This window comes from Bradyrhizobium sp. Cp5.3 (genome assembly GCF_000426265.1).
Taxonomy (GTDB): domain Bacteria; phylum Pseudomonadota; class Alphaproteobacteria; order Rhizobiales; family Xanthobacteraceae; genus Bradyrhizobium; species Bradyrhizobium neotropicale.
This window is the reverse complement of record NZ_AUFA01000009.1, coordinates 345,359-357,500: the sequence shown is the minus strand read 5'-3', so window position 1 is coordinate 357,500 and position 12,142 is coordinate 345,359. Positions and strand designations below refer to the sequence as shown.

Sequence of the window (12,142 nt, the reverse complement as noted above, 5' to 3'; positions counted from 1 at the left end):
ACAACTCGCAACCAACCTCACGGAAGGAAGCGAGCGCCGAAATGATCCGGAGATAATGAAGGCTCGCGCAACAATTGCTGCACGACCCAACTCGGATCGATCTCCTCTTTACGATGTCAGAAAACACGCACGTCACTGTCCATCCGGACTAGTGGGTGCGAAGTGATGTTTCGCGGACGATTTCGGTACAAGCTGCGCCGGCAATCAAACCATCTGGTGGAGCCAGACGGGATCGAACCGACGACCTCATGCTTGCAAAGCACGCGCTCTCCCAGCTGAGCTATGGCCCCGTAACCAGAAGACGAATGCTCACTCGATGAAAGTGGTGGGCCTGGGAAGACTTGAACTTCCGACCTCACGCTTATCAAGCGCGCGCTCTAACCAACTGAGCTACAAGCCCCTAACGCATATCCTTCGGAGGACAAGGGATCTTGCTCGCGTGCAGCCGGCGACTAGCGCCGAATGCAACCGCACAGCGCAGCCCCTGGCGCGTGTTCGTCCGCGAAGAAAGAGAAACGTAGACGGCGAAATCCCGCCAATGGAGCTCAACGATCTGGCGATCTGTTGGCCCCTGATGTTTCTAAAACGGTCCGATAGTGAGCGTGAGCTCTCTGAAGGACCATCCTTAGAAAGGAGGTGATCCAGCCGCAGGTTCCCCTACGGCTACCTTGTTACGACTTCACCCCAGTCGCTGACCCTACCGTGGCCGGCTGCCTCCATTGCTGGTTAGCGCACCGTCTTCAGGTAAAGCCAACTCCCATGGTGTGACGGGCGGTGTGTACAAGGCCCGGGAACGTATTCACCGTGGCGTGCTGATCCACGATTACTAGCGATTCCAACTTCATGGGCTCGAGTTGCAGAGCCCAATCCGAACTGAGACGGCTTTTTGAGATTTGCTAGGACTTGCGTCTTCGCTTCCCATTGTCACCGCCATTGTAGCACGTGTGTAGCCCAGCCCGTAAGGGCCATGAGGACTTGACGTCATCCCCACCTTCCTCGCGGCTTATCACCGGCAGTCTCCTTAGAGTGCTCAACTAAATGGTAGCAACTAAGGACGGGGGTTGCGCTCGTTGCGGGACTTAACCCAACATCTCACGACACGAGCTGACGACAGCCATGCAGCACCTGTCTCCGGTCCAGCCGAACTGAAGAACTCCGTCTCTGGAGTCCGCGACCGGGATGTCAAGGGCTGGTAAGGTTCTGCGCGTTGCGTCGAATTAAACCACATGCTCCACCGCTTGTGCGGGCCCCCGTCAATTCCTTTGAGTTTTAATCTTGCGACCGTACTCCCCAGGCGGAATGCTTAAAGCGTTAGCTGCGCCACTAGTGAGTAAACCCACTAACGGCTGGCATTCATCGTTTACGGCGTGGACTACCAGGGTATCTAATCCTGTTTGCTCCCCACGCTTTCGTGCCTCAGCGTCAGTATCGGGCCAGTGAGCCGCCTTCGCCACTGGTGTTCTTGCGAATATCTACGAATTTCACCTCTACACTCGCAGTTCCACTCACCTCTCCCGAACTCAAGATCTTCAGTATCAAAGGCAGTTCTGGAGTTGAGCTCCAGGATTTCACCCCTGACTTAAAGACCCGCCTACGCACCCTTTACGCCCAGTGATTCCGAGCAACGCTAGCCCCCTTCGTATTACCGCGGCTGCTGGCACGAAGTTAGCCGGGGCTTATTCTTGCGGTACCGTCATTATCTTCCCGCACAAAAGAGCTTTACAACCCTAGGGCCTTCATCACTCACGCGGCATGGCTGGATCAGGGTTGCCCCCATTGTCCAATATTCCCCACTGCTGCCTCCCGTAGGAGTTTGGGCCGTGTCTCAGTCCCAATGTGGCTGATCATCCTCTCAGACCAGCTACTGATCGTCGCCTTGGTGAGCCATTACCTCACCAACTAGCTAATCAGACGCGGGCCGATCTTTCGGCGATAAATCTTTCCCCGTAAGGGCTTATCCGGTATTAGCACAAGTTTCCCTGTGTTGTTCCGAACCAAAAGGTACGTTCCCACGCGTTACTCACCCGTCTGCCGCTGACGTATTGCTACGCCCGCTCGACTTGCATGTGTTAAGCCTGCCGCCAGCGTTCGCTCTGAGCCAGGATCAAACTCTCAAGTTGGACTTGAACTTTGAACCGGCTGATCACAACGTTTGACGAGGTCCCACCATTTTTCCGACGACCGAAGCCGCCGAGCTGCCCGCGATTCACATCGCTGGCAACGATGGTGTTTCCTTTAAAACGTGTACCGCCGAAGTCTTTCGTCCGGTCTCGATCAGAAAAGCCGAAGCTTTTCAGAAGCGAGACCCGCAAGGACTCCGCCGTCCACGTTTCTCTTTCTTCATCTTCACTTGTCAAACAGCCCGGGACCGGAGAGGCCCCAACCTTCCTGAGAGGAAGGGTTCCGACACCCTTACCGACGATGAATGACTCCAACCGACTGGTGTCGATTGTTGTGTCACTCAACAAGGTGAGGAGCATCAGTGGCGCGTTCGCTCGCCTTGGTCAGTGACCCGGCGGCGCCGCGCTCAGTGGTTGGGTTATAGTCCCCACCGATCGGGAATGTCAACGCCCATTGTCAACAAATCGTCGCACGCCCAAAGTTCGGAAAAATTCCCCTGTTTTCCATGACTTAGGTGGGACGCCATGGTTGGGTCGGCGACGCGGGTGGTAAAAAATCTGAAAAAAAGTTTGGGGCCGGAGGGGCTGCAAAGGGGTCCCGGAGGGGTTCCGGCGAGGGTCCCGGCCCCCCCCCCCGGCGGGGTGGCTCGGCAATGCGGGGGAGGAAAAAAGCGAAAAAAAATTTCGAGGCAGAGGGGTTCGGAAGGAATCCCGGAGGGGGGGGACGCCTCAAAGGGTCCTGGATCCCCCGGCGGGGGTGGCCCGGTGGCCGGCCCGTTCAGGAAACTTTTTCCGGATTTGCGGCCGTACTAGAGCCACAATCCCGCGGCGTTCTGATAAGAGACAAGCTTGAATCGTCGGGTGCCAGTGGGGGCTGCCGGCGATTTTCACTGGTCAGAGGAAGGCAATCTTACGATGAAGCGGCCTTCTTCAGACCTTCGAGAGACATCGAGAGACCTCTGCCCGCTTAGCTGTTCGTAATTTCGGCCGGCCCTCTTCGGGGCTTTCTGACTGCGGACTCCTGTGCGGTTTGCCTTTTCCAGCGATGCCCCTTCAAGAGGGCAACCTCGGCGAAGGCTCGGAGACAGGGCTTCTTGGGTCGTTGATTGGGGGACGTGGGTTGAACCATAGGACGTCACGCGGGGGTTATGGGCGTGAGACCGGGATCATCGATCTCGGCCACGAGCCGCCGCTTTCCGTCGATGGTTCCGAAGCCGCCGTCATCGATCGTCGTCGCGTCTCCGTGCAATGGTTCAGCGGTACAATTCTGACCGGACTCTGCGGCGCGGCCCTGATCGGCGGCGCCGTTTTCGCATCTCTCGACGGCGAGATGACCTTTGCGAAGGTGCCGGAGCGGGTCGAGGGCGCGCTGCGGGGCGCGTTCGGCGCAGCTGACCGCGCCGCCACGCTGCACAAGAGCGATCGCCTGCCGCCGCCCAACGAATCCACGGCCTCACGCAACATCGTACGCGTCTCCACCGTTGCCCGCGTCGGCAACCGCGACGTGATGCGCGTGCGCCCCTTCGTCCGGATCGCGGGCAATCTGTCGATGACGACGAGCGATCTGTCGGCGAAGATTCCCCCATTCAACGCGCAGCGTCTTCTCAGCGACGTCGGCGCCGATCCGAAGACGGCCTCCGACGATCCGAACAATCCCGAAGCCGTCGAGCCCGACGCCGAAGTCTCCTTCGTCACCAAGGACCTGTCGCCGGTGCTGCCGAAGGCCAAGATTTCCGCAGTGGTGGCGCTCGACGACATCCTGATGCGGGTGCGCGATGCCGCCAACTGGCGCGGCAATGGCGGCGTGCGCTACGCAGCGCTCGCCAATGCCACCGCCGACGTCTCCGGTGCGGCCGGCCAGTCCGACATCAAGATGGCCTACGCCACCGAGTCGCCCTCGGCGGACCCCTATGCCGGCTTCGAGACTCGCGTGGTGCCGGAAAATGTCACGCTGCTGCCGAAGACCAAGGAGCAGATCACGGGCGGCAATCCGAACGGTGAGCGCGTCCACATGGTCAAGAAGGGCGACAGCGTCGGCTCCGTGCTGCGCGATCTCGGCGCCACGCCGGAAGAAATCAAGGCGATCACCGCGACGCTCGGGCCGCGCGGCCGCGACGGCGGCCTGAAGGAAGGCGAGAAGCTGCGCATCCTGATGGCGCCGGCAACGCCCGGCGCGCGGCTGCAGCCGTTCCGCGTCGTCGTTGCCAACGACACCACGGTCGAGGCCATCGCCGCGCTGTCGGATCTCGGCAAATACGTTGCGGTCGACGTCTCTAGCATGAACACCGTCGCGGATGCGACCGCGAACGCCAACAGCGACGACGACGATGATGACGACGGCTCCGGCGTCAGGCTCTACCAGAGCATCTACGAGACCGCGATGCGCAACAAAGTGCCGATGCCGGTCATCGACGACATGATCAAGATCTACTCCTACGACGTCGACTTCCAGCGCAAGGTGCAGCCTGGCGATTCCTTCGACGTCTTCTACGCCGGTGAAGACGAGGGCGTGACCGCGACCGAGAAGAACGAGGTGCTGTTCGCCTCGCTGACGGTCGGCGGCGAGACCAAGAAATACTACCGCTTCCAGAGTCCCGACGACGGCGTCGTCGACTACTATGACGAGACCGGCAAGAGCGCGAAGAAATTCCTGGTCAGAAAGCCCGTCAACAGCGCGATCATGCGCTCCGGCTTCGGCGGCCGTCGCCATCCGATCCTGGGCTACGTCAAGATGCACACCGGCGTCGACTGGGCCACCGCCTACGGCACGCCGATCTTCGCCGCCGGCAACGGCGTGATCGAGAAGGCCCAGCTCGAGGGCGGCTACGGCAAGTATATCCGCATCAAGCACAACAACGGCTACGAGACCGCGTACGGCCACATGTCGGCCTTCGCCAAGGGCATGGAGGCGGGCAAGAAGGTGCGCCAAGGCCAGGTGATCGGCTTCGTCGGCTCGACCGGCCAGTCGACGGGACCCCACGTCCACTACGAAATCCTGGTCAACGGTCGCTTCGTCGACCCGATGCGCGTGAAGCTGCCGCGCGGCCGCTCGCTGGAAGGCCCGATGCTGACGGGCTTCGAGAAGGAACGCGACCGCCTCGATGGCATGATGAGCGGTCGCAACGGCGCCATCGCCCGGATGTCGGATGCGACCGGCGGGCCGCTGCAGGTCAGCAACCGCTAGGCCGGCAATCCCTCACCCTCGTTGGGCGCGGCTAGGGCAGAACCTGCGCCCGCACGATCACGAACATGATTCCGATCGCCGTCAGGCCGAACGAGACGGCCATCAGCGGCAACAGCACGTCGATCGCGGCATGCGAGCCGTGAAGCCTCGCGCCCCAGACCGCGAACTCGCCGGCCTCCCAGTCGCGCAGCGAGGTCGGCCTCAGATGCGGCTCGTACGGCATCCGATATCGCCTCCAGACCAGCGAAAGCGTCCATGGCAGCAGGATCGCGACCACGAACAGCAGCGTGACGAAGCCGAGGGAGAGGCTGACATCACTGCTGCGATCAAACAGCACCCAGGCCATCAGCGCGAACCAGGCGACAAGGCCGACGGCGGCCCCATAGATCTTGGGATGAAGCTCGTCGAAGACAGGATGATTGGAGACGACAAGATCTTGTTTCATGGCGGTTTCCTGCGCTGGCTTGTGGAGCAGGCTTCGCCGACGACGATTTTGGAGTTGCTGACGGCGATCGATCAGGCGCTCAAGCAGGCCCAGGGCGAGACGCGGATGGCGTGCGAGGCGGCTTTTGGGGGATCGGAGCGCTCGGCGGCGAACCTGTGTGCTGGGGCAACCCCCTGCCCGCGGCAGGAGTTTCATTAAATCGAATGGTACCATGGCCCCAGTCGCACCGTTGCAGGTGAACAACCGGTAGCTCTGCCGGTCACTTTTTCCCGCGGGACTTATACCCGGCCGGGCTTCTTCCTACGTCCTGTCTGATGGAACTGTTCTACGGGCATCCCGATTGACACGCGCGACGGGTTTTACCGTCGCCCCAGGACGTGCACGCCACGAGCATGAGGAGGGAACCATGCGGCGCCTCTCACGCGACGATGTCGTCAAGACCGTGGATCGAGCCGACGACGTCACCATCGCCCAAATCATCGGAACCGGCGCGACTGTGGAAGAGCTCGCCGAAGCGCAAGCCTGGCTCGCCAATGACGAGCCGATGATCAACGACCTGCGGCCGCTGGCGCACGGACGCGTGCGCGAGCTCGTGGATATTCTTTCGGAGCTCGAGCAGGACCGCGACGAGGAAGGTCCGGCCGGCCCCGGCTCCGGCTCTACGGCCAGCTAGCAAGCGGCCCCAGAAACGGTTCGCCCCGGAGAGACCTCTCCGGGGCGATCTTGTTTGGCGGCGAGTGCCAGCGATCAATTCAGCTTGCGCTTCGACACCGGCGTTTCGAACTGGGTAATCTCCGCGGTCTGCGGTGCCTTGCCGTTGAAGGTCAGCACGTTGCCAGCGGACGAGATCGTAACGCTATCTCCGTCCCTCACCTCGCCGGCCAGGATCATCTCGGCAAGCGGATCCTGAAGGTAGCGTTGGATCACGCGCTTGAGCGGCCTTGCGCCGTAGGCGGGATCCCAGCCCTTGGCGGCGAGCCAGTCGCGTGCGGCCGCGTCCAGCGTCAGAACGATCTTGCGATCGGTCAGCAGCTTCTGCAGGCGCGCGAACTGGATCTCGACGATCCGGCCCATCTCGCTCTTCTGCAAGCGATGGAACAGGATGATCTCGTCGACGCGGTTCAAAAATTCCGGCCTGAAATGTGCCCGCACCGTCGCCATCACCTGCTCGCGCACGGCCGACGTGTCTTCGCCCTCCGGTTGATTCACCAAAAACTCCGAGCCGAGGTTCGAGGTCATGATGATCAGCGTGTTGCGGAAATCGACGGTACGGCCCTGACCATCGGTCAGGCGGCCGTCGTCGAGCACCTGCAACAGGACGTTGAAGACGTCAGGATGGGCCTTCTCGATCTCGTCGAACAGCACCACCTGGTAGGGCCGGCGCCGCACCGCTTCGGTCAGCGCACCGCCCTCGTCATAGCCGACATAGCCCGGAGGCGCACCGATCAGCCGCGAGACCGAGTGCTTCTCCATGTATTCGGACATGTCGAGGCGCACCATCGCGGTCTCGTCGTTGAAGAGATACTCCGCCAGGGCTTTCGTCAGCTCGGTCTTGCCGACACCGGTGGGGCCCAGGAACATGAACGAGCCGGTCGGCCGGTGCGGGTCCTGCAGGCCTGCGCGCGAGCGGCGCACGGCGGTTGCGACCGCGCGCACGGCCTCAGCTTGGCCGACGACGCGCGTGCCGAGCTGCTCCTCCATCTTCAGGAGCTTCTCCTTCTCGCCTTCCAGCATCTTGTCGACGGGCACGCCGGTCCAGCGCGAGACCACCTGCGCGATGTGGTTGGCGGTGACCGCCTCCTCCATCATCTCGCCGGAGCCTTCACGCGCCTCGATGTCCGCGAGCTTCTTCTCGAGCTCCGGGATCCGGCCATAGGCCAGCTCGCCGGCGCGCTGGAATTCGCCGCGCCGCTGTGCATTGGCAAGCTCGACGCGCAAGCCGTCGAGCTCGGCTTTCAGCTTCTGGGCGTTCGAGAGCTTGTTCTTCTCCGCGCTCCAGCGTGACGTCAGCGCCGCCGACTTCTCCTCGAGCTCGACGAGCTCCTTCTCCAGTCCCTCGAGACGGGCCTTGGAGCCGAGATCGCTCTCTTTCTTCAGGGCCTCCTGCTCGATCTTGAGCCGGATGATCTCGCGGTCGAGCGAATCCAGCTCTTCCGGCTTGGAATCGACCTGCATCTTCAGCCGCGCGGCGGCCTCGTCCATGAGGTCGATCGCCTTGTCAGGCAGGAAACGGTCGGTGATGTAACGGTTGGACAGCGTCGCGGAGGCAACAAGCGCGGAATCGGTGATCCGAACGCCGTGGTGCTGCTCGTACTTGTCCTTCAGCCCGCGCAGGATCGAGATGGTGTCCTCGACCGACGGCTCGCTGACGAAGATCGGCTGGAAGCGCCGTGCCAGCGCCGCGTCCTTCTCGACATGCTTCTGGTACTCGTCGAGCGTGGTCGCGCCGATGCAGTGCAGCTCGCCGCGCGCCAAAGCCGGCTTGAGCAGGTTGGACGCGTCCATCGCGCCGTCGGCCTTGCCGGCGCCGATCAGCGTGTGCATCTCGTCGATGAACAGGATGAAGTTGCCGTCGCTCGCGGTCACTTCCTGGAGCACGGCCTTCAGCCGCTCCTCGAACTCGCCGCGATACTTCGCGCCGGCGATCAGCGCGCCGAGGTCGAGCGAGAGCAGCTTCTTGTCCTTGAGGCTCTCCGGAACGTCGCCATTGACGATGCGCAGCGCAAGGCCTTCGGCGATGGCGGTCTTGCCGACGCCGGGCTCGCCGATCAGGACGGGATTGTTCTTGGTCCGGCGCGACAGCACCTGGATGGTGCGGCGGATCTCCTCGTCGCGGCCGATGACCGGGTCGAGCTTGCCGTCGCGCGCAGCCTGGGTCAGATCGCGGGCATATTTCTTCAGGGCGTCATAGGCGTTCTCGGCGGTCGCGCTGTCGGCGGTCCGGCCCTTGCGCAGCGCCTCGATCGCCGCATTGAGATTTTGCGGGGTGACTCCGCCCTTGGCCAGGATCGCGCCGGCCTCGCTGGTCTTCTCCAGCGCAAGCCCGAGCAGGAGGCGCTCGACAGTGACAAAGCTGTCGCCGGCCTTCTCGCCGGCCTTTTCGGCCGCGTCAAAGGTACGGGCGAGCTCAGGCGCCAGATAGATCTGCCCGGCGCCGCCACCACTGACCTTCGGCACCTTGTTCAGGGCGTCCTCGGTCGCCTTCAAAATTGCACGGGAATTGCCGCCGGCACGGTCGATCAGACCGGCAGCGAGCCCCTCATTGTCGTCCAAAAGGACTTTCAGGAGGTGCAGGGTCGAAAACTGCTGGTGCCCCTCGCGCATCGCGAGCGATTGCGCAGACTGGATGAAGCCCCTGGAGCGTTCGGTATATTTGTCGATGTTCATGTCTTTTCTTTCCCTCGGCCTGCCCCTGGAGCCCTCTAAGGCACTCCAAACGGCATCTTCACTGGGTTTCCGCTGGCCGCGTTGACGTTCCTCAACCGGCAACGGTCGTTATCAGCCGGCGCTGGCGCCGGCCTGACCCAGATGTGGGAAGCGTGCCCTCGGATCGAAAGAGGCGACTTCACAAATTCGTGCGCAGACCGGCCTGCTTGGCTCCGGCCGATCGAATCCCTTAAGTAGCACCATGACACCGAGCCCGACCGCCGAGATCACCGGCCTTTACCGCTACCCGGTCAAAGGCCTGACGCCAGAGCCCCTGCCCCGCGCGCCCTTGCGGGTCGGCCAGACCCTGCCCGCCGACCGCCGCTACGCCATCGAGAACGGCCCGAGCGGCTTCGAGCCCGAGTCGCCCCAGTGGAAGCCGAAAATCCAGTTTCTGATGCTGGCACGCAATGAGCGGCTGGCAACCCTCGACAGCCGGTTCGAGGACGCGACCAACCGCCTGACCATCCGCGAGAACGGCCAAATCGTCGCCAGCGGCGATCTCGAGACCGCCGCCGGGCGCGCCGCCATCGAGGGCTACTTCAGCGCGAACTTTCAGCCGGAGCTGAAGGGCCCGCCAAAGCTGCTTTCCGGCCGCGATCACAGCTTTTCCGACGTCGCCCGCAAGGTCGTGTCCATCATCAATCTCGGCAGCGTCCGCGCCATCGAGACCATGCTCGGCGGCGCCGCCGTGCATCCGCTGCGCTTCCGCGCCAATCTCTATGTCCAGGGCTGGCCGGCATGGTCCGAGCTCGACCTCGTCGGCCAGACGCTCGCGATCGGCCAGGCCCGGCTGAAGGTGATCAAACGCATCGTTCGCTGCCCGGCCACTAATGTCGATCCTGAAACCGGCAAGCGCGACCTCGAAATCCCGCCCACGCTCTCGCGTAATCTCGGCCACATGGACTGCGGCATCTATGCCGAGGTGATCGCCGACGGCGAGATCGGCGTCGGCGACGAGATCGCGGTGGAAGAACTGGTGTGAGCTTCGTAGGGTGGGCAAAGGCGCTCTTGCGCCGTGCCCACCATTCCTTCGAGCAGACAGAAGTGGTGGGCACGCTGCGCTTTGCCCACCCTAAGGATTCCTGAACTCAGTTCGGCATCACGTACGCGTAGATCCGGCCGCGCGAGATCGGCGCCTCGCGGACGCGATTGCCGTTGTTGCCGGAGATCATGATCGGATTGCCGTGCGCGTCGATGCCGGTGATGATGCCGACATGACCGCCCCGCCGGCCGCGCGACATGACCGCGATCGCACCGACCTGCGGACCGGACACACGCGTTCCGTAATGCGCGAACGAGTTCGCCATGTCGGAGCCGGTGCCCTTATGGCCGGTGTGCTCCAGCACCATGTTCATGAAGCGCGCGCACCACAGGCTGCCGCGGCTGGTCGGATTGCCGCCGAGATAGCGGCGCGCCTCGGAGACCAGCCCCGATCCACCACCGAAGCCGCCGCTCGTTGCCATCCCGCCGCTGTTCGCATTCGGATCATAGCTGGCCTGGGAGTTGCCGAAGCCGCTCGCCTGCGGTTGCGCAGCGCTGCGCCCGACGCGCGAGCCGCGCGCGAAATGCCGGTAGTGATGATGGCTGGTGGCGTAATGTGCAGCGTGGTGCACGTGCCGCGCAGCGTGATGACGATGAGACCGTGCTGACGCCGGAGAAACGAACACGGCCGCGGCCGCGAAGAAGAGAGCCAGCGCGACAACGAGACGCGACAGGCGGTACGCAAACAACTCGAGCATTCTTCATCCTACGTTGACACCCCCAATTCCCGTCGGCCCGTGCGGTGGCCGACATCCACGGGCCGTTAAACCTTTAGATGTGGCGAGAAAAAGACACAGCGCCGCAGCGCGAAATGCCGCGTCCGGGAATTGTTGCGATGACTTTGTGTCGCCGCTGCTCTGAGGCTGCCGCATTGCTGCCAACAGAATTAACTGCGATCCTGTGCACACGGCTCTATGAAGAGGGAAAAGGTTAATGCCCCACGCCACGACCAGGGACGACGTCCGCATCTATTTCGAGGAAGCGGGCCAGGGAACGCCCATCATTTTTCTGCACGAGTTCGCGGCCGACTACACCAATTGGGAGCCGCAGATGCGCTACTTCTCGCGCGGCCACCGCTGCATCACCTATTCCGCGCGCGGCTACACGCCGTCGGATGTGCCCTCTGGCGAGGTCTACACCTACAAGCACTTCTACACCGATGCGCTGGCCGTGCTCGATCATCTCAAGATCGATCGCGCACATCTGGTCGGCCTCTCGATGGGCGCCTATTCATCGCTGCAGATCGGCCTCAATGCGCCAGAGCGCGCGCTGTCGATGACGCTTGCCGGCGTCGGCTCCGGCTCGGAGCTCGAGAACCTCGACGCCTGGCGCAAGCAGTGCCGCGCCAATGCCGAACAGTTCGAGACACTCGGCACCTCCGACGTCGCCAAGGTCACGCGCGAGGCGCCGAGCCGGATTCCCTTCCTGGTCAAGGACCCGCGCGGCCACGCGGATTTCTACGCCGCGCTGGCGCGGCATGACGCCAAGGGATCGGCGAGCACAATGCGTGGCTTCCAGGGCGGCCGCCCCTCGATCTACACGATGACGGATGCGATCAAAAACGTCGCGACACCAGCGCTGATCATCTGCGGCGACGAGGACGATCCGTGTGTCGGGCCGAGCCTATTCCTGAAGAAGCATCTGCCGGCGGCCGGGCTCGCGATGTTTCCGAAGTCGGGCCACGTGCTGAACCTCGAGGAGCCCGCGCTGTTCAACGAGAGCGTGGAGCGGTTCGTCACGCTGGTGGAAGCCGGGCGATGGCCGGTGCGCGATCCGAGGTCGGTGGCTGCAAACTAGCTCGTCATTCCACATTGCGCAATTGCGCAATCGGGATGCGCCGGCAGGCGCAGGCCCGGAATCCATTGTGCCACGAACGCTGAGGCCCGATGGATTCCGGGTTCGATGCTTCGCATCGCCCCGGAA

At 62.8% G+C, this 12,142-nt stretch carries 8 protein-coding genes, 2 tRNA genes and 1 rRNA gene; 5 read left to right on the top strand and 6 right to left on the bottom strand.

Annotation, left to right across the window (positions count from 1 at the left end):
- Positions 1–214 precede the first annotated feature (214 nt).
- The 3 genes from K289_RS0115725 to K289_RS0115715 form a co-directional block, all read right to left on the bottom strand.
- Positions 215–290 (bottom strand) — tRNA-Ala (locus K289_RS0115725).
- A gap of 33 nt (positions 291–323) precedes the next feature.
- A tRNA-Ile gene (locus K289_RS0115720) sits at positions 324–400 on the bottom strand.
- 229 nt (positions 401–629) lie between these two features.
- A 16S ribosomal RNA gene (locus tag K289_RS0115715) occupies positions 630–2,120 on the bottom strand.
- Between the two features lie 1,120 nt (positions 2,121–3,240).
- Between K289_RS0115715 and K289_RS0115710 the strand changes: the two genes are divergently transcribed.
- Entirely contained in the window at positions 3,241–5,304 is a 2,064-nt protein-coding gene (locus K289_RS0115710; protein ID WP_027552406.1) for a M23 family metallopeptidase, read from the top strand.
- A 31-nt stretch (positions 5,305–5,335) separates the two neighbouring features.
- Here K289_RS0115710 and K289_RS0115705 read toward each other — a convergent pair whose 3' ends face one another.
- On the bottom strand, positions 5,336–5,749 hold the full coding sequence (locus tag K289_RS0115705; RefSeq protein WP_027552405.1) for a hypothetical protein: 414 nt from the start codon (positions 5,747–5,749) through the stop codon (positions 5,336–5,338).
- Here K289_RS0115705 and K289_RS50465 point away from each other — a divergent pair.
- Both K289_RS50465 and K289_RS0115695 read left to right on the top strand, forming a co-directional pair.
- Positions 5,741–5,947, top strand: coding sequence for a hypothetical protein (locus K289_RS50465; protein ID WP_027552404.1), 207 nt, complete (start codon positions 5,741–5,743; stop codon positions 5,945–5,947). The two genes, K289_RS0115705 and K289_RS50465, sit on opposite strands and share 9 nt — an antisense overlap.
- A 208-nt stretch (positions 5,948–6,155) precedes the next feature.
- Positions 6,156–6,422 carry a hypothetical protein gene (locus K289_RS0115695; protein WP_027552403.1) on the top strand — a complete coding sequence of 89 codons (267 nt, stop codon included), beginning with the start codon at positions 6,156–6,158 and terminating at the stop codon, positions 6,420–6,422.
- A gap of 74 nt (positions 6,423–6,496) precedes the next feature.
- Here K289_RS0115695 and clpB read toward each other — a convergent pair whose 3' ends face one another.
- Complete coding sequence (gene clpB, locus K289_RS0115690; protein WP_027552402.1) at positions 6,497–9,136, bottom strand: ATP-dependent chaperone ClpB; 2,640 nt, start codon at positions 9,134–9,136, stop codon at positions 6,497–6,499.
- A gap of 241 nt (positions 9,137–9,377) precedes the next feature.
- Between clpB and K289_RS0115685 the strand changes: the two genes are divergently transcribed.
- Positions 9,378–10,160 carry an MOSC domain-containing protein gene (locus K289_RS0115685; RefSeq protein ID WP_027552401.1) on the top strand — a complete coding sequence of 261 codons (783 nt, stop codon included), beginning with the start codon at positions 9,378–9,380 and terminating at the stop codon, positions 10,158–10,160.
- Between the two features lie 106 nt (positions 10,161–10,266).
- Here the strand turns inward: K289_RS0115685 and K289_RS0115680 are convergent, their stop codons facing one another.
- Positions 10,267–10,917 carry a TIGR02594 family protein gene (locus tag K289_RS0115680; protein WP_027552400.1) on the bottom strand — a complete coding sequence of 217 codons (651 nt, stop codon included), beginning with the start codon at positions 10,915–10,917 and terminating at the stop codon, positions 10,267–10,269.
- Between the two features lie 235 nt (positions 10,918–11,152).
- Between K289_RS0115680 and K289_RS0115675 the strand changes: the two genes are divergently transcribed.
- Complete coding sequence (locus K289_RS0115675; RefSeq protein ID WP_027552399.1) at positions 11,153–12,016, top strand: alpha/beta fold hydrolase; 864 nt, start codon at positions 11,153–11,155, stop codon at positions 12,014–12,016.
- The last annotated feature ends 126 nt before the right edge of the window (positions 12,017–12,142 follow it).